The following is a 17382-nucleotide window of genomic DNA, read 5'->3' on the forward strand; positions in this document are numbered from 1 at the left end:
GCCGGTCAGGGGCCGGTGCCCGGGCGGTGGACGGTGAGCTCGCCGTAGGAGGACAGGGCGCCGGCCGGGTCACCGGGCTGCTGCCGCAGGGTGGCGTCCAGGAAGGCGAGCGTGGCGCCGGCGACGATGCGCGCACCCTCGGTACGGCCCAGGGAGCCGACCAGCGAGGGCACCGGCGGCAGGTACAGCGGGCCGTCCATGAAGGTGAGGTGGGCGGCGCCGGGGACGGTGAGCCGGTAGCTCGTCGTGGTGTCCAGCGTGAGGACCTCGGTCAGGCGGGGGATGTAGCGCTCGTCGGTGCCCGGTCCGATGGCCTGGGTGAGCGCGAGCGCCGGCTGGTGGAAGGGGAGCCGCTCGGGGTCGCGCGGGTAGCCGTCGAGGTCGATGACGGCGGCGAACCGGGCGTCCTGGCGGGCCGCCCGGAGTGCGGCGGCGCCACCGAGGGAGTGGCCGGTCACCGCGGCCCGGCCGGTGTCCAGCCGGCCGGTCAGCGGGTCGTCGCCCTCGCCCCGGTCCAGCCCGACCAGCCGGGTGAGGACGAAGCCGAGGTCCGCGGCCCGGATGCGGGCGGTCTCGGCGGCCCGCCGGTCGTCCTCGTCGTCGTCGCCGGTGGAGGCGACCTCGGTGGTGATCGTCCGGCCGTCGGCGAGGACGACGGCGGCGGAGTCGTACGGGTGGTCGAGGGCGGCCACCACGTAGCCGTGGCTGGCCAGTTCCTCCGCCCAGGCGGTGTTCTGGGTGCGCACGCCGCCCAGGCCGGGGGAGAACAGCACGACCGGGAAGCGCGCGCCGTCGCGGGCCGCCGGGGCGTCGGGAACGGCGTGGGTGCGGGCCCGCGGGACGCCGTCGACCAGGAAGCCGGGGAGGCCGGAGTAGCGCGCGAGGGCGCCGGCGACGGTGCGCGCCTCCTGCTCCGTGCGGCCGAGGTACCGGGCGCGCGGCGTGCCGGGCGCACTGTGCTGCGCGGGGTACCAGAGCTGGACCACGACGGTGCGCCGGTCCCCGGGGTCGGGGGTGGCGGTCTCGGGGCGGTCCTGGTCGGTCCACTGCACCACCCGGGTGCCGACCGCGAAGCGGCCGGTCGGCTCGGGGAACACCGGGACCGGGAAGGCCCAGGCGGCGGCCGGGCCGGTGGCGGTCAGGGCGACGCAGGCCAGCGATCCCGGCAGCGCCACCCACCAGCGGGCCCGCCGCGCAGGGCGCCGGCCGGTCCGGCGCCGGACCAGCGGGGCGAGGGCGAACGGCAGCGCCAGGGCGCCGCCCGCCAGGACCGGCAGCAGCTGCCAGCGCAGTCCCGTCACGCCCAGCACCAGCGCGGACAGCACGAGGAGCGAGCCGGCCGCGACGGTGACGGGCGGTCGGGCGGCGGGCGGCAGCCAGCGCGCCGCCACCAGGGCGAGGGTGCCCAGCAGGGCGAGGATTTCCAGGGGGGACAGCTGAAGTCCCGTGATGAGGTCGGTCACCCGGTCATCGTCGGCGCCGGGGCCGGGCCGCCACATCGCCCCGGGGGCGCCGTCGCCTGCCACCGCGGACGCGCTGCGGGCCGCCCTCCGTGCCACCGCGGTCGCAGGCGAACACGCCCGGACGGCCGGCGCTCTGCGACTCCGGTCGGTACCGGGACTCCTCCTGCGGTCGTACCCGGCCGCCCCGGCGTCCGACGGTGGACTCATGTGCGCCGCCGCACCGTGGGCCTACCGTGACAGGGCCGCGGTGCGCGCCGGCCGGAACGGGGCCCGTGCCGCCCGTCCGGGGCCCGGCTCCGGCCGTGCGCGGCGGCGGCCCCGACCGGGGCCGCGACGACGCCCGACCGACAGGAACGTGTGATGACCGAGGCGGCCGTGGAAACCCGCACCGCCCCGCCGGCCCGCCACCGGGACCGGCCGGCGCGACCGCCGGGCGCGGCCCGGCGCCGGGGCTCCCGGCTGCCGCCGGTGGTGTGGGACGCACTGGTGCCGGCGCTGCTCCTGGCCAACGTCGTGACCACGCACGAGCCGTCCGGGCTGCCGCCGGCCGTCGCCCTGACGGCCGCCCTCACCCTGCCCCTGCTGTGGCGGCGCCGGGCGCCGCGCACGGTGTTCGCCGTGGTGGCCGCGGTGGCCCTGGTCCAGTGGCTGGTGGACGTCCAACTCCCCGCGGACGTCGCCCTGCTGGTGGCGCTCTACACGGTGGCCGCGCACTCGGGGCGGCGCGGCACGCTGCTCGCCGGCGCCGTCGTGGAGGCGGGGGTCCTCCTGGCCTGCCTGCGCTGGGCGCCGGCGGACGCGTTCCTGACCCCCTTCGTGGCGGTGACCGCGACGGCCGTCGCCGCCGCCGTCCTCGGGGTGAACGTGCGGACCACGCGCGCCTACCTCGCGGCCGTGGAGGAACGGGCCGCGCGCCTGGAGCGGGAACAGGAGCAGCAGGCGCGGCTGGCCGTCGCCGAGGAACGGACGCGGATCACCCGGGAGATGCACGACATCGTCACCCACAACCTGTCCGTGATGGTCGCGCTCACCGACGCCGCCGTCCACGCGCAGCACCGTGCGCCGCAGAAGGCGACCGCCGCGATGCTCCAGATCTCCGAGACGGGCCGGCAGGCGCTGACCGACATGCGGCGCTCGCTGGGCGTCCTGCGCACCGACGAGCCGGACGCGCAGCGCCACCCGTTGCCCGGCATCGGCCAACTGCGCTCGCTCGCCGACCAGATGGACGCCGCCGGGCTGCCGACCCGGCTGGAGGTGGACGGTGCGCACGGCGGCGTTCCCGCCACCGCCCAGCTGACCGTCTACCGCCTGGTGCAGGAGGCCCTGACCAACGCGCTCAAGCACACGCCCCCCGGCACCCGTGCGACGGTCCGGGTGGGGTGCTCGGCCGAGGCCGTCACCGTGGACGTCACCGACAGCGGGCCCCGCCCGGCGGAGCCCGCCGCCACGCCGTCCGGCCACGGCATCCCCGGGATGCGCGAGCGCGCGGCCGCCTACGGGGGGACGCTGCGGGCCGGACCGCTGCCGGGCGGCGGCTGGGGGGTCGCCACCCGTCTGGACCTGCGCAGCGGCGGGGAGGCGCGGGTATGACGATCCGCGTCCTGATCGCCGACGACGAGGCGTTGCTGCGGATGGCCTTCAGCACGGTCCTGGACGGCCGGGCCGACATGGTGCCGGTCGGCGAGGCGGCGGACGGCGCCGAGGCCGTGCGCCTGGCCCGGGAGCTGCGGCCCGACGTCGTCCTCATGGACGTCCGGATGCCCGGGACCGACGGGATCGAGGCGACCCGGCAGCTCGTGCGGACCTGCCCGCAGAGCCGGGTGCTGATCCTCACCACCTTCGACCTCGACGAGTACGCCTTCGCCGGGCTGAACGCCGGGGCCTCGGGCTTCCTGCTGAAGAACACCAGGCCCGAGGAGCTGCTCACCGCGATCCGCAGCGTGGCGGCGGGCGACGCGGTGGTCTCGCCGCGGGTGACCCGGCTGCTGCTGGAGAACTTCCGTCCGCACATCCCCGGCGGCGGCTCCGGCCGGGACGAGCGGCTGGACCGGCTCACCCCGCGCGAGCGCGAGGTGCTCGTCCAGGTGGGCCGCGGCCTGTCCAACACCGAGATCGCGGCCGCCCTGCACCTCGCGGAGGCGACCGTGAAGTCCCACCTGGGGCGGATCCTGCACAAGCTCGGGCTCCGCGACCGGATCCAGGCCGTGGTCTTCGCCTACGAGAACCGCCTCGTCCACCCGGCGTGACGCGGCCCGGGGCGGGCGGAAACCCTGCCCCGGAGCGCCCCGGCCGGGGGCGGGCGCCCGGGCGGCGGGTACCCGGGCACGCTCGCGGCCGGCGCCGGCCTCGGGGCGGTGACCGGGCTGCTGGGGGTCGGCGGCGGCTTCCTCGCGGTGCCGGCGCTGGTGTCCGTGCTCCGGCTGCCGATGCGCAGGGCCGTGGGCACCGGTCTGGTGGTGGTGCTCGTCAACTCGGCCGCCGCGCTGGCCACCCGGCTGACGGTCACCGGCGTCTCCCTCGACCCGGCGGTCTTCGGGCCGTTCGTGGGCGCCGCCGTCCTCGGCGCCTGGGACGGCAAACGGCCGGCGGCCCGGCTCTCCGGCGCCGCGCTGCAGCGGGCCTTCGCGTTCGTCCTGCTCGCGGAGGCCGCCGCCATGCCGGCCGGCGTCCTGTTCTGTCCCCCCGGAGGGACGAACATGCATGGCGTGCCCCGCACCACCCGTCCCACCCGTGACCCCCAGGACGGCGCCGTGACCACCGAGGCCGGCCCCCGGCCCCTCACCCGTGCCGCGGGCAACCCGCTCTGGGCGCAGCTGCGCGCCGACCTGCTGCGCCGGCTCGACGCGGGGGAGTTCCGCGACGTCTTCCCCGGCGAGCACGACCTCGTCGCCGAGTGCCGGGTCAGCCGGCACACCCTCCGCGAGGCCCTGCGCACCCTCCGCGAGGAGGGCGTGGTCAGCGCCCAGCGCGGCCGGGCCTCCAGGTTCACCGCGAGCCGTCCGCCGGAGCAGGACGTCGGCGAGGCGTACAGCCTGTTCCGCGCCGTGGAGGAGGTCGGTGCCGTGCAGCGCAGCGTCGTGCGCGCGCTCGACCGGCGCGCCGACGGCGTCATCGCCGCCCGGCTGGGCCTGGAGGAGTCCACGCCGCTGGTGTACCTCGAACGCGTCCGGCCGGCCGACGAGGAGCCGCTCGCCGTGGACCGGGTCTGGCTCCCCGCCGACCTGGCCCACCCGCTGCTGGACGTCGACTTCACCCGCACCGCGCTCTACGACGAACTCGAACGCCACTGCGGCAGCCGGATCTGCGGCGGCTGGGAACGCATCCGCGCCGTCGTCCCCGGCCGGGGGGAGCGGATCCTGCTGGACTGCCCGGCGACCACCGCGCTGCTCGCGATCGAGCGGCTCGGCCGCGACACCGGCGGGCGCCTGGTCGAGTGGCGCCAGACGCTGGTGCGCGGGGACCGTTTCGCCGTCGCCGCCGCGTTCTCCGCCGACGACTACCGGCTGGGTGCCCCGGTCCAGACGCCCTGACCGGGACACGCCCGGCGGGCGGTGAGCGGATCGTCACATTGGGAGGATCCGCATGGTGCAGTTCGCGCCGTTGTGTCCGGGCCGGATCCCGGCCCGGGAGGCCGGGCCGCCCGGGCCCGGTCGTCCACGAAGCAGCGGCGGGCGGACTGGCCGCGGCGGCCGGGGCGGGGGCCGCGGCCGGGTGGGGGGACGGCGTGGCGGACCGGGGGATTCCGTGTGCCCGTTGGGGCAGGACTCCGCCGCGTCTTAGCTCAAAGTTGATCATTGATCACCGGCGGTGAGGTTACTATCGATCCGATCAGGCCTGGCCGGCCTCGTCGGCACGCCGACGCCGAGCCGGATCGCGTCGATCAAACCGGGGGTGGGGATGCAGGGTTTCGGGGATGGGAGACGTCATGGGCGTGCACAGCGCCATGGGCCGGAGGACCGGGATACGGGGGACCGACCGGGCGGCTGAACTGACGGGACTGCTCGAACGGGCGGAACAGGCACGCGGGGGCGTCGCCCGGGCCGTCCTGGTGCGCGGGCCGGAGGGGATCGGGCGCACCGGGCTGCTGGACGAGGTGACCCGGTGGGTGTCGGAGCGCGGGGTGACGGTGTGCCGCTCGGCGGGCCGGGCACCGGGGGGAGAGCCGGGCGAGGGCGTGAACGGCTATCGATCCGTTCGTGAACTCTTCGGCATGGAACAGGACTTGGGCCGGGCAGCGGCCGCCTTCGCCGTTCAGCGCGAGGTGTACGGGCACGCGGTGGACCTGCTGGCGGCCGGGCCGCTGGCGCTCGTGCTGGACGACGCGCAGTGGTGCGACCAGGAATCGCTGCGGTGCGTCCACTTCCTGCTGCGCCGCGCGGCCGCGCGTCCGCTGCTGGTGCTGCTCTCCCAGCGCACCGGCTGCGAGGGCCCGGGCACCGCGATGCTCTCCGGGATCCTCGCCGAGGGCTGCTGCACCGTGCTGGAGCTGGGGCCGCTGAGCGAGGCCGAGACCGGCCGGGCGGTGGCCCGCGCCCTGGGCGGCCCGCCGGACGAGCGGTTCGTGCGACGGTGCCGCACGCTCTCCGGCGGGAACCCGCTGCTGCTGGAACGCCTGCTCACCACCCTGGCGGCGGCCGGGGTGCGGCCCGACCCGAGTGGGCTGCACCGCCTGCGCGTGCTGGGCGAGGCGGTCGGCGTCGAAGCCGCCCGCGTCGCCCTGGCCGGCGGACCGGGCCAGGTGTGCGAGGTGGCCCGGGCCCTGGCCGTCCTCGGCCGCGCCGACCCCGAGCTGCTCGGGGCGCTGTGCGGGATCGGCGGCACCCGGCTGACCCTCGCCATGGAGGAGTTACGGCGGGTCGAGGTGATCGGCTCCGGCGCCGGGGCGCCGATGGCCGAGGCGGTGCGGGCCGCGGTGCTGGCCGATCTGCCGGCGCCGGAGCTGGAACGGCTGCGGCTGCGCGCGGCCCGGGTGCTCAACGACGCCGGACGCCCGGCGGCCGAGGTCGCGGCCCAGCTGGCCCTACTGCCCGAGCTGCCGGAGCCGTGGATGCTCACCGTGCTGCGCGAGGCCGCCGCCCAGGCGCCCGGCGGGCCGACGGCGCGGGCGGCGGTGCGCTACCTGCGCCGTGCCCTGGGCGCCGGACTCGGCCGGACCGAACGCAGGAACGTACGGATCGAACTGGCCAGGGCCTCGGCACGGGTGGCGCCGGCCGCCGCCCTGGAACAGCTGCGGCAGGCCCTGGGGGAGAGCGACGGCGCGCGGGAGCGGGCGTCGATCGCGATGGAGTACGGCCAGGCCGCCCTCGGTTCGCGCGACGTCCCCGAGGCGGTCCGGGTGCTCGGCTCGGCCCTCGTCGACCTGCGGCAGCAGCTGGGCACCGACCCGCTCCCGGCCGACCGGGAGCTGCGCACCTCGCTGGAGTCCGCCCTGCTGGTCGCCGCCGTGAACGGGAAGTCCACCATGGCCCCGATCGCGGCGCTGGTCAGGCGCTGGCCGGTGCCCCGGGGCGACAGCCCCGCCGAGCGCCAACTGCTCTCCGGCATGAGCGTGTTCGCCGCCCTGGACGGCCGACCGGCCGGGCAGGCCGTGGCGCTGGCCCGGCGGGCGCTGCGGGTGGAGGAGACCACGCCCGCCGGATGGGAGGTGCTCGCCTCCTCGCTCGTCCTCGGCCTGGCGGACGAGGTCGACGAGGCCCTCGCGGGGCTGACCCGGTCGCTGTCCAACGGCCTGGCGCAGTACGAGCCCTGGATGCGGCTGTCCGTCCTGGCCGGACGCGCCCACACCCTGCACGGGGTGGGCGACCTCGCCGGGGCGCAGGCCGTCGCCCGCACGGCGGTCGCCCTCGCGACGCGCGGCGACCGGGCCACGACCTGGCCGCTGCCCGCCGTCGAGCTGGGCAGCGTGCTGCTCTCGCGCGGCGAGGTGGCGGAGGCCGCCGTCGTGCTCGACCGGATCCGCCCGGCCGGCCTGGAGCAGCAGATCTGGGAGTGGCACCAGTACCTGTACGTCCGGGGCAGGCTCCGGCGCGCGATGGGCGACCTCGACGGCGCGGTGGAACTGTGGCGGCGGTGCGGCCGGAGCCTGGCGGAGGCCGGGGTGGCCAATCCGGTGCTGGCGCCCTGGTGGTCGGCCGCCGTCACCACGCTGGCCGCCCAGGGCCGGGCCGCGGAGGCGGCCGGCATCGTGGCGCAGGTCCAGGAGACGGTGGCCGGCTGGGGCACCGCCCGCGCCCGCGGGCTCGGCCTGGTGGCCGAGGGCGTGATCGCCACCGGAGCGGCCCGCACCGAACTGCTCGCCGAGGCCGTGGAGGTGCTGGAGCACTCCCCGGCCCGCCTCGCCCGGGCCGAGGCCCGCTACCGGCTCGGCCAGGAGCTGCTGCTGCGCGACGACCTGCCCGGCGCGCGCCGGCACCTGCGGCAGGTGATCGAGACCGCCACCCGGTGCGGCTACCACCTGCTCAGCGCCGCCGCGCGCCGGCTGCTCGCCGACGCGGGCGGCCGGATGCCGCAGATCGCCGTCTCGCCGCTCGACTCGCTCACCCGCAGCGAGCGCCGGATCGCCACCCTCGCCGGGACCGGGGTCAGCAACCGGGAGATCGCCGAGCAGCTGTTCGTCACCCCCCGCACGGTGGAGATGCACCTGACCAACATCTACCGGAAGCTCGACGTGCGGGGGCGCACCGACCTGGTTCCGGCGCTCGGACCGGCCGGAGGGACCTCAAGATGCCGGCCGGGGGGCGGAGCGGAGAACATCCACGTACCGAGTCGCTAGGGGCGGGCAGTGGCCGAGGGGAACAACGGGGAAACGATCCTCCCGGGGCGGGCCGGCAGCAGCCCGGCGGGCGGGCGGCTGGTCGAACGGGAACACGAGGAACGGCTGCTGGACGGACTGCTGCGCGGGCTGCGGGCGGGGCGTTCGGCACTGGTCGAGGTACGGGGCGGGCCCGGCGCCGGACGCAGCGCGCTGCTGCGCCGGGCCGAGGAGCTGGCCGGCGCCGCCGGGGTGCGGGTCGCCGGCGCGCAGGCGTGCTGGGAGGAGACGGGGGTCCGCCACGCGGTGGCCGCCCAGCTGTACGCGGCGCTCGCGCCGCGGGCCTCGCCGCTGGTGAGGGAACTGCTGCACCCCGGTACGGCGGAGGGCGGCGCGCTGTCCGGGCGGCTGTGCCGCGCCTTCCTCGCGGCGGCCCGCACCCAGCCGCTGCTGGTCGTGGTCGACGACGTCCAGTGGGCCGACCGGGAGTCGCTGCGCTTCCTCCAGGCATTGGCACGCCGGCTGGCCGGCGCCCCGCTGCTGCTGGTGACCGCCCGCAGCGACGCCCTGCCGCCGGGGCCCGGCGAGCGGATCGAGCTGTGTCCGCTGGCCGATCCGCGGGTCGTCGCCCGCCACGGCGTCGACCTCGCCCCGCTCTCGGCGGCCGGGGCGGGCCGGCTGCTGGCGGGGACGCTGGGGGAGCCGGTCGAGCCGGAGCTCGCCGCGGCCGCCGCGCTCGCCGCCGACGGCAACCCCGCCGTGCTGCGGGCGGTGGCCGAGCGCTTCGCCCGGCCCGGCCGACCGGCGGCGCAGGACCGCGAGGCACGGGAGCGGGACGCGCGGGACCGCGAGGCGAGGCTGCTCCGGTGCGCGGCCGAGGCGGTCCGCGACCGTGCGGTGCGCACCCTGGCGGTGCTGCCGGAGGACCTGGTGGAGGTGCTGCGGGCAATCGCGGTGTGTGGGCCGCACGGCTCCCCGGCGATGATCGCCGCGCTGGCGTCGCCGCGCACGGTGGACATCGCCCAGGCCCTGGAACTCCTGGCCGGAACCGGCCTGTTGGCGCCGGGGGAGCGGCCGCGGTTCCGCGCCGAACGGGCCGCCGAGGCCGCCCTGGCCGGCCTCGGCGCCGAGCGGCGCGAGCACCTGTTCGCCCGCGCGGCCGAGGTGGCGAACCGGGCGGCGCTCCCGGACGACGCGCTGGCCAGGATGCTGCTCGGCGCCCGGGTGACCGGTGCGCCCTGGGCGGTCGCGGTGCTGCGCCGGGAGGCGGCGCGGCTGCGGGTGGCCGGCGACCCGGCGGCCTCGGTGCGGCTGCTGCGGCGCGCGCTGCGCGAACCCGTCGGCCCGCGGCTGCGGGTGGAACTCCTCACCGAGCTGGGCGTCCTGGCGCTCCCCGGTTCGCCGGAGAGCAGCGACCGCTTCCTGCGGCAGGCCCTGCTCGCCCCGGCCGACGCGAGCGCCGGGCCCGCCCGGGTGCGCGCCGCCGACCTGCTGGTGGCGCGCGGTGACTACGCCTCGGCGGTGCCGTTGATCGCCGGTGCCGGAGCCCGCCCGGGTGCCGGCGGCCGGGAGCGCGCCGCGCTGCGGGCGCTGTACTGGCTCGCCAAGCACGGCCAGGACGGGTCGGCGCAGGAGCCGCACCGGCCGGAGATGGCCGCTCTGCCCGAGCGGCCCGAGGACCCCGCCGAGGCGGGCGCCGCCGCCTGGCTGGCGGCCCTGCACGGGCGGGACCTCGCCCGGGCCCGGGAGCTGGCCCGCGCCGCCCTGTCGCCCGCGGCCCCGGACGGGACGTCGCTGACCGCCCGGGTGGCGGCCTGCCACGCGCTGCTCCTCACCGAGGACGTGGCCGAGGCGCAGTCGGGCCTGGACGCCGTCCTGGCGCGCGCGCACCGCGCCAACGCCCCCGCCGTCGTCGCCCTGGCGCTGCTGATCAAGGCGCTGGCGACCCTCGGCGAGGACCGCGCCGAGGAGGCCGAACGCCTGCTGGAGCGGGCCGAGGAGGCGCTGCCGGAGCGGTGCTGGCACCCGCAGACGGCCCCGGGCGTGCGGGCCGTGCGCACGCTGGCCCGGCTGGCGCGGGGCGACCTCGACGGGGCCGAGCGGGCCGCCGCGCCGGCGCGGCCGGAGGAGGCCGGGGGCAGCATGGCCCGGGCCTTCCTGTCCTACGCCCGGGGCCGGGTGCGGCTGGCCCGCGGCGACGGCGCGGGGGCGCTGGGCGAGTTGCGCGAGTGCGGGCGGCTGCTGCTCGCCCGCCAGATGACCAACCCCGCCCTGCTGCCCTGGCGTTCGGCGTCCGCGCGGGCGCTCGCCCTGACCGGGGACGACGCCGGCGCCGCCGAACTGGTCGCCGAGGAGCGTCGGCTCGCGCTGGCCTGGGGGGCGCCGCGCACGCTCGCGCGGGCCCTGCGCGCCGCGGGCGACGCCGACCCGGAGCACGGCGGGGAGCCGGCCCCCGGCGCGGCTGCGGCGCGGCTCGTCCCCGGCGGACCCGCGAGCTGGCAGTTCCGCCAGGCGCTGGTGGCGATGGGGACGGCGGCGGTCTCCGGTCCGGGCGCCATCGACAGTCTGCTGCGCAGCGGCCTCGCGCCGGCCGCTCCGGTGCTCCGGGTGGGGCCGCCCGCGCCGGATCCCGCAGCCGGCCCCGCACCGGCGTCCGCGCCCGGTTCCGCACCGGCGCCCGCCCCGGTCGCCGTCGCGCCCCCGGGGCCCGGCGGCCCGCGGCCGGTGGCGGGAGGGCCGGCGCCCGGCCCGGCCCGGCCGGAACTGACCGCCGCCGAACGGAGGGTCGCCGCGCTGGCCGCCGAGGGGCTGGCCAACCGGGTCATCGCGGCCGAACTCTCGGTGACGCTGCGCACCGTCGAACTGCATCTGACCAAGGCGTACCGCAAGCTGGGCATCTCCGGTCGTCCGGAGCTGGCCCGGGCGCTGGGGCGCGACGAAAGGAACGAGAATGGCGCGCCTGTTCGGCCGGCGGCGTGAACTCGCCGCACTCACCGCGGCGATGGAGGCGGCCGCCCGCAGCCGGGGCTCGCTGCTCGTCGTCACCGGCGGGATCGGGACCGGCCGGACCGCGCTGCTGCGGGCGCTGCCCCCGCTCGCGCGCCAGCGCGGCCTGCGGGTGCTCAGCGCCAGCGGCGCCCCGCTGGAACGGGACCTCGCCCTCGGGGTGGTGGACCAGCTCCTGGAGCCGCTGCTGCCCGGGACGGCCTTCGAGCCGCCCCACGACGCCCGGTTCCTCGCCGAACTCCTCTTCTCGGTGGCCGAGTTCAGCTCCCGCGAGCCGCTGCTGCTGCTGGTGGACGACCTCCAGTGGGCCGACCCCGCCTCGCTGCGCTGGCTCGACCGGCTGACCCAGCGGCTGGCGACCCTGCGCATCGTCCTGGTCGTCGCGGTGCGCGAGGGCGACCCGGACGCGGAACAGCCGCGGATCCACGGGATGTCCGACCGCGCCGCGCACGTGCTGCGGCTGGAACCGCTCTCCCCGGCGGACACCGCGGCGCTGGTGGCCGCCCGGCTCGACCGGCCCGCGGACCCGGTGCTGGCCGCCGCCTGCCACCAGGCGTGCGCCGGGAACCCGCTGCTCCTGACCGCCGTCCTGGCCGAACTCGCCGAGGCGGGCGGGACGTTCGCCGACCCGGCCGGGGCGGTCGCGGGCCTGCGGCTGCCCGCCGTGCGCGAGCGCCTGCTCGTCGCACTGGACGCCCAGCCCGCCCCCGTCAGGGCCCTGGCCAAGGCGCTCGCCCTGCTCGGCGACCACGCCGACCCGGAGCTGGCGGGCCGGCTGGCGGGGCTCGACGAGACCGGCCGCTCCGAGGCGGTCGGGGCGCTGTGCCGGCTCGGCCTGTTCTCCTGCGGCCGGTCGCCGGCCTTCGTCCACCGCTACGTGCGCGAGGCGGTCGAGGAGTCGCTGTCGCCGGCCGAGCAGGAGGACGGACGGCGGCGCGCCGCCGTCCTGCTCCACGACGCCGGCTACCCGGCCGAGCAGGCGGCCGCGCAACTGCTGGCCACCTCCTGGTGCCAGGACGGCTGGGCGACCGAGGTGCTGCGCTCGGCCGCGACGGCGGCGGTGCGCCGGGGGGCGCCGGAGGACGCCGCGCGCTACCTGCGGCGGGTGCTGCTGGACGGGGCGCCGAGCGGGCCGGAGCGGGCCGCCCTGCTGCTGGACCTGGCCGCCATCGAGCGGGCCTTCGACCCGGCGGCCGCCGTGCGGCACGTCATGCAGGCCCTGTTGCTCCTCCCGTCGGCCGAGCAACGGGCGCTGGCGGTGCGGTGGATCCCTCCCGCGCTGCTCGGCGGCTGCCCGCCGCCCAGCGTCGAGCTGGTCGCGAAGACGGCGGAGGAGCTGTCCGGGGCGCCGCCGCGGGCCGGCGCCGACCGGGAACCGGGCCTGCGGATCGAGGCCCGGCTGCGCCATGCGACGGTGGCCGGCCCCGGGCTGCTCGCCGGGTCCGTCGACCGGTTGCGCGCCCTCGGCCCAACCCCGCCGCTGCGCACCGCGGCCGAACGCGAACTGGTCACCGTCCTGCTGCACGGGGCCACCGTGGCGCAGCGGCTGACGGCCGCGGAGGTCGCCCCGCTGGCGAACCGGATCCTGTGCTACGAGCCCGCCTCGCCGGCCCATGTCCACACCGCCCTGCCGCTGCTGACCGACACGCTCGTCGCGGCGGACGCGATCGACACCGTCGGCCCCTGGCTGGAGGCCGCCGGGGAGGCCGCCCGCCGCGAGCGGGCGCCGGTGCCGCAGGCGCTGATCGGCCTGGAACTCACCCAACTGATGCTGGCGCGAGGGCAGTTCGCGCGGGCCAGGGCGCAGGCCCGCGAGGTGCTGGACCTGGGGGCGGCGCGATGGGCGCCGATCCAGTCGATGGCCGCCGTGGTGCGGGCCGCCATCGAGACCACCGACGGCGAGCTGACGGACCGCCTGCTGGAGGCGTACGGGGAGAGCATCGACCACGGCCACAGTCCCTCGATGCTGCAACTGGTGCGGGCTTCGGGCGCGGCGGCCCGCGGCGACCTGCCGACCGCGCTGGAGTACGTGCTCGACTGGGGGCGTTCGGTCGAACGGGCCGACTGGCGCAACCCCGCGGTCGTCCCCTGGCGGACCTGGGCGGCGGGCCTGTGGCTGCGGATGGGGCGGGCCGCGCAGGCCCACGACCTGGTCGACGAGGAGCTGTCCCGGGCGCTGGCCTGGGGCGCGCCCGGGCCGGTCGGGCGCGCCCAGCGGGTCAAGGGCGAACTCGTCGGGGGCGAGGGCGGCATCGAGCTGCTGCGGGCCTCGATGGCCACCCTGGAGGGGGCGGTCAACGAGATGGAGCGGGCCAGGACCGGGGTGGTGCTCGGCCAGCGGCTGCGGGCGCTGGGCCGGCCGGAGGAGGCCGAGGCGCACCTGCGCCGGGGCCGGGAACGGGCGCTGGCCTGCGGCGCCCCCCGGCTGGCGGAGCGGGCCGCACGGGAACTGCGGGAGCTGGCGCAGTCGCTGGGGCCGGCCGCGCTGACCCGGGCCGAGCGCCGGGTCGCCGTACTCGCCGCGCAGGGGGCGTCCAACAAGGAGATCGCCACCAGGCTCGCGGTGGGCACCCGGGCGGTCGAGAAGCACCTGACCCAGGCGTACCGCAAGCTGGACGTCGCGGGGCGGGCCGAACTCGCCGCCGTGGCGCACCTGTTGCCGAGCGACCCGCAGCCGCTCGGCTGAGCCGCCGACCGAACCGAAGCGCGACCGGCCGTACCGGCGGCCGACCGAACCGAACCGTACCGAACCGAAGTCCCCGCCGGACCCCGGGGCGACCGAACCCCCGGCCCCGCCTCCACAGGGTTAGTGCCGCGGGTATTGGATTTCGTTGACAGTCTTCACTTTGCCTTCCTAGTGTCATGACCGCGGCTGACACGGCACATTGCGGTACGGGGTGAGGCGGCCCCCGTGCCCGTGCACAATCCTCGGGAACTCCTGGAAGGCGAAACATGACCGCGGCACAGCCCACGACTTTCACCACCGTCCGCGAGGGATTCTTCAATCCGCCGGCCGAGATCCGGAAACTGCGCGAAGAAACCCCGATTACCCGGATGGCTTTCGCGGACGGCCACCTCGGCTGGCTGGTGACCGGATATTCCACCGCCCGCGCGGTGCTCTCCGACAACCGTTTCAGCGCCCGGGGCGAACTGAAGCACCCGCCGGTTCCCCGCTCGGCGGTGCTGGAGGAAGCGCCGGCGGCCCCGCCCGGCATGTTCATCCAGCACGACGCCCCCGAGCACCAGCGCTACCGCAAGCTGCTCGTCGGCGAGTTCACCGTCCGCCGGATGCGCCTGCTCACCGAGTGGATCGAGCGGATCGTCGAGGAGCGGCTGGACGCGATGGAGAAGGTCGGCTCCCCGGCCGACCTCTTCGAGCACTTCGCGCTGGCGATCCCCACCCTGGTGATCACCGAACTGCTCGGCGTGCCCTACGCGGACCGCGCGCAGTTCCACCGCGACGCCGAGGTCTGGAGCAGCTTCGGCGCCTCCGTCGAGGACGTCACGGCGGCCTTCGCGAGCCTCGGCTCCTACCTGCACGGCCTGGTCCTGGCCAAGCGCGCCGAGCCCGGGGACGACATCCTGAGCGGCCTGATCACCGGGGAGGGCAACCTCACCGACGAGGAGCTCACCTCGATCGCCTTCCTGCTGCTGGTCGCCGGGCACGAGACCACCGCCAACCAGATCGGCCTGAGCACTTTCGCCCTGCTCAACCACCCCGAGCAGCTGGCCGCGCTGCGCGCCGACCCCTCGCTGATGGACGGCGCGGTGGAGGAACTGCTGCGCTACCTGAGCATCGTGCACCACGGCCCGACGCGTGCCGCGCTGGAGGACGTCGAGATCGAGGGCAACCTGATCAGGGCGGGCGAGGTGGTGATGATCTCGCTGGCGGCCGCCAACCGCGACCCCGAGCGCTACACCGAGCCCGAGGACCTCGACGTCACCCGGGTGATGGCCAACCACCTCGCCTTCGGCCACGGCGTCCACCAGTGCCTGGGCCAGCAGCTGGCCCGGATCGAGCTGCGCTGCGCCCTGGGCGCGCTGCTGCGGCGCTTCCCCGGCCTGCGCCTCGCGGTGCCGGCCGAGGAGGTCGGACTCCGCCACGACATGCAGGTCTACGGCGTCTACCGGCTCCCGGTGGCCTGGTAGCCCGGGCCGATGCGGATCGAGATCAGCGAGGAGCTCTGCTGCAGCGCGGGCATGTGCACGCTGACCGCGCCCGAGGTGTTCGACCAGGACGACGAGGACGGCACCGTCGTCCTGCTCGACGCCGAGCCGCCCACCGACCTCCACCCCGCCGTCCGCGAGGCGGCGCACCGCTGTCCGTGCACGGCCATCACGGTGCACGAGAACGGCTGAACCCCGGCGGTCCCCACCCAGACCACCCGTTCGACGAAGACCCGGTCCCCGGGTCGGAAGGCCAGGTACAGAGAGCGTGTCCGAGAACCAGAACCTGTCCCGCCGCCGCCTGCTCGGCATGGCCGCGCTGAGCGCGGCCGCCCTCGCCGGCACCACCACGATCGCCGCCCCCGGCCGCGCCCACGCCGCCGGCCCGGGCTCCGGCTCCGGCTCCGACGTCACCTTCGTGCCGGCCGTGGTGATCGGCACCGGCTACGGCGCGGCGGTCTCCGCGCTGCGCCTGGGCGAGGCCGGCGTCCAGACGCTGATGCTGGAGATGGGCCAGCTGTGGAACCAGCCCGGCCCGGACGGCAACGTCCACTGCGGGATGCTCAGCCCGGACAAGCGCTCCAGCTGGCTGAAGACCCGCACCGAGGCGCCGCTGGGCTCGTTCCTCTGGCTCGACGTGGTCAACCGCGACATCGAGTCGTACACCGGCGTGCTGGACCGGGTCGCCTACGACCAGATGTCCGTCTACGTCGGGCGCGGCGTCGGCGGCGGCTCGCTGGTCAACGGCGGCATGGCCGTGCAGCCGCGGCGCTCGTACTTCGAGGAGGTCCTCCCGCAGGTCGACTCCCAGGACATGTACGACCGGTACTTCCCGCGCGCCAACACCATGCTGCGGGTGAACCACATCCCGCCGGGCTGGTTCGAGCAGACCGAGTGGTACCAGTACGCGAGGGTCTCCCGGGCGGCGGCGGCCAAGGCGGGCCTCGGCACGGTGTTCGTGCCCAACGTCTACGACTTCGGCTACATGCAGCAGGAGGAGGCCGGCACGGCGACGAAGTCCGCGCTGGCCGGCGAGGTCATCTACGGCAACAACCACGGCAAGCAGAGCCTCGACAAGACCTACCTGGCCGCCGCGCTGGGCACCGGCAAGGTCGTGATCCAGACGCTGCACCGGGTGCGGACGATCACCCGGCAGGCCGACGGCACCTACCTGCTGGGTGTGGACCGGATCGACACCGGCGGGAAGGTCGTGGAGACCAGGCGGATCTCCTGCCGCCACCTGTTCCTGGGCGCCGGCAGCCTCGGCTCCACCGAACTGCTGGTGCGCGCCCGGGAGACCGGCACGCTGCCGAACCTCAACGCCGAGGTCGGGGCGGGCTGGGGCCCCAACGGCAACATCATGACCGCGCGCGCCAACCACGTGTGGAACCCCACCGGAGCCCGCCAGTCCTCGATCCCCGCGCTGGGCATCGACGACTGGGACAACGCCGCCGCCCCGGTCTTCGCGGAGATCGCGCCGATGCCGGCCGGCCTGGAGACCTGGGTCAGCCTGTACCTGGCGATCACCAAGAACCCCCAGCGCGGCACCTTCGTCTACGACGCCGCCACCGACCGGGCCCGGCTCCAGTGGACCCGCGCCCAGAACGCGCCCGCCGTGGCCGCCGCCAAGTCGCTGTTCGACCGGATCAACGCGGCCAACACCACGATGTACCGCTACGACCTCTTCGGCAGCTCGCTGAAGAACTTCGCCGACGACTTCTGCTACCACCCGCTCGGCGGCTGCGTGCTCGGAAAGGCGACCGACGGCTACGGCCGGGTCGCCGGTTACCAGAACCTGTACGTCACCGACGGTTCACTGATTCCGGGGTCCATCGGTGTCAATCCGTTCGTGACCATCACGGCGCTGGCCGAGCGCAATATCGAGCGCATCATCCAGCAGGACATCACCGCCCGCTAGAACGGCTGTTCGGCCCTCGGCGGATTTCCGCGCGGACGCGGCGCTGCGTCCGCGCGGAAAATGCACGGTTCTGGCTG

Annotated in this window: 10 protein-coding genes and 1 pseudogene; 10 read left to right on the forward strand and 1 reads right to left on the reverse strand. The window is 76.8% G+C overall.

Annotated elements, in window-relative coordinates; all coding sequences use genetic code 11:
- Positions 1 to 5: 5 nt before the first annotated feature.
- Positions 6 to 1499, reverse strand: a complete 1494-nt coding sequence (locus ACFVVL_RS14915; RefSeq protein WP_387675290.1) for an alpha/beta hydrolase family protein — start codon at positions 1497 to 1499, stop codon at positions 6 to 8.
- A 324-nt stretch (positions 1500 to 1823) separates the two neighbouring features.
- On the opposite strand from ACFVVL_RS14915, the gene ACFVVL_RS14920 reads away from it, so the two are divergent.
- The 10 genes and pseudogenes from ACFVVL_RS14920 to ACFVVL_RS14965 all read left to right on the forward strand — a co-directional run bounded on the left by ACFVVL_RS14920 (position 1824) and on the right by ACFVVL_RS14965 (position 17305).
- A complete protein-coding gene (locus tag ACFVVL_RS14920; RefSeq protein WP_387675038.1) occupies positions 1824 to 3053 on the forward strand; it encodes a sensor histidine kinase in 1230 nt (409 codons plus the stop codon).
- Positions 3050 to 3709, forward strand: a complete 660-nt coding sequence (locus ACFVVL_RS14925; protein WP_380292437.1) for a response regulator — start codon at positions 3050 to 3052, stop codon at positions 3707 to 3709. Before ACFVVL_RS14920 ends, ACFVVL_RS14925 begins: the two co-directional genes overlap by 4 nt.
- 33 nt (positions 3710 to 3742) lie before the next feature.
- A pseudogene (locus ACFVVL_RS14930) lies at positions 3743 to 4120 on the forward strand (TSUP family transporter); the annotation flags it as partial.
- A 39-nt stretch (positions 4121 to 4159) separates the two neighbouring features.
- Entirely contained in the window at positions 4160 to 4993 is an 834-nt protein-coding gene (locus ACFVVL_RS14935) for a GntR family transcriptional regulator (protein WP_387675293.1), read from the forward strand.
- A 383-nt stretch (positions 4994 to 5376) separates the two neighbouring features.
- Positions 5377 to 8235, forward strand: a complete 2859-nt coding sequence (locus ACFVVL_RS14940) for a LuxR C-terminal-related transcriptional regulator (RefSeq protein ID WP_387675041.1) — start codon at positions 5377 to 5379, stop codon at positions 8233 to 8235.
- 9 nt (positions 8236 to 8244) lie between these two features.
- On the forward strand, positions 8245 to 11193 hold the full coding sequence (locus ACFVVL_RS14945) for an AAA family ATPase (protein WP_387675044.1): 2949 nt from the start codon (positions 8245 to 8247) through the stop codon (positions 11191 to 11193).
- On the forward strand, positions 11165 to 13906 hold the full coding sequence (locus ACFVVL_RS14950; RefSeq protein WP_387675047.1) for an ATP-binding protein: 2742 nt from the start codon (positions 11165 to 11167) through the stop codon (positions 13904 to 13906). Before ACFVVL_RS14945 ends, ACFVVL_RS14950 begins: the two co-directional genes overlap by 29 nt.
- A 368-nt stretch (positions 13907 to 14274) precedes the next feature.
- Entirely contained in the window at positions 14275 to 15369 is a 1095-nt protein-coding gene (locus ACFVVL_RS14955) for a cytochrome P450 (protein WP_380296474.1), read from the forward strand.
- 9 nt (positions 15370 to 15378) lie between these two features.
- A complete protein-coding gene (locus tag ACFVVL_RS14960; protein ID WP_380296476.1) occupies positions 15379 to 15579 on the forward strand; it encodes a ferredoxin in 201 nt (66 codons plus the stop codon).
- A 118-nt stretch (positions 15580 to 15697) separates the two neighbouring features.
- Positions 15698 to 17305, forward strand: coding sequence for a GMC oxidoreductase (locus ACFVVL_RS14965; protein WP_387675296.1), 1608 nt, complete (start codon positions 15698 to 15700; stop codon positions 17303 to 17305).
- Positions 17306 to 17382 lie beyond the last annotated feature (77 nt).

The organism is Kitasatospora sp. NPDC058115 (assembly GCF_042884635.1).
Lineage (GTDB): Bacteria > Actinomycetota > Actinomycetes > Streptomycetales > Streptomycetaceae > Kitasatospora.

Bases quoted from the DNA above. Each gene is read 5' to 3' on its own strand.
- ACFVVL_RS14915 (WP_387675290.1), bottom strand. From the start codon at position 1,499: ATGTGGCGGCCCGGCCCCGGCGCCGACGATGACCGGGTGACCGACCTC.
- ACFVVL_RS14920 (WP_387675038.1), top strand. From the start codon at position 1,824: ATGACCGAGGCGGCCGTGGAAACCCGCACCGCCCCGCCGGCCCGCCAC.
- ACFVVL_RS14925 (WP_380292437.1), top strand. From the start codon at position 3,050: ATGACGATCCGCGTCCTGATCGCCGACGACGAGGCGTTGCTGCGGATG.
- ACFVVL_RS14935 (WP_387675293.1), top strand. From the start codon at position 4,160: ATGCATGGCGTGCCCCGCACCACCCGTCCCACCCGTGACCCCCAGGAC.
- ACFVVL_RS14940 (WP_387675041.1), top strand. From the start codon at position 5,377: ATGGGAGACGTCATGGGCGTGCACAGCGCCATGGGCCGGAGGACCGGG.
- ACFVVL_RS14950 (WP_387675047.1), top strand. From the start codon at position 11,165: ATGGCGCGCCTGTTCGGCCGGCGGCGTGAACTCGCCGCACTCACCGCG.
- ACFVVL_RS14955 (WP_380296474.1), top strand. From the start codon at position 14,275: ATGGCTTTCGCGGACGGCCACCTCGGCTGGCTGGTGACCGGATATTCC.
- ACFVVL_RS14960 (WP_380296476.1), top strand. From the start codon at position 15,379: ATGCGGATCGAGATCAGCGAGGAGCTCTGCTGCAGCGCGGGCATGTGC.
- ACFVVL_RS14965 (WP_387675296.1), top strand. From the start codon at position 15,698: ATGGCCGCGCTGAGCGCGGCCGCCCTCGCCGGCACCACCACGATCGCC.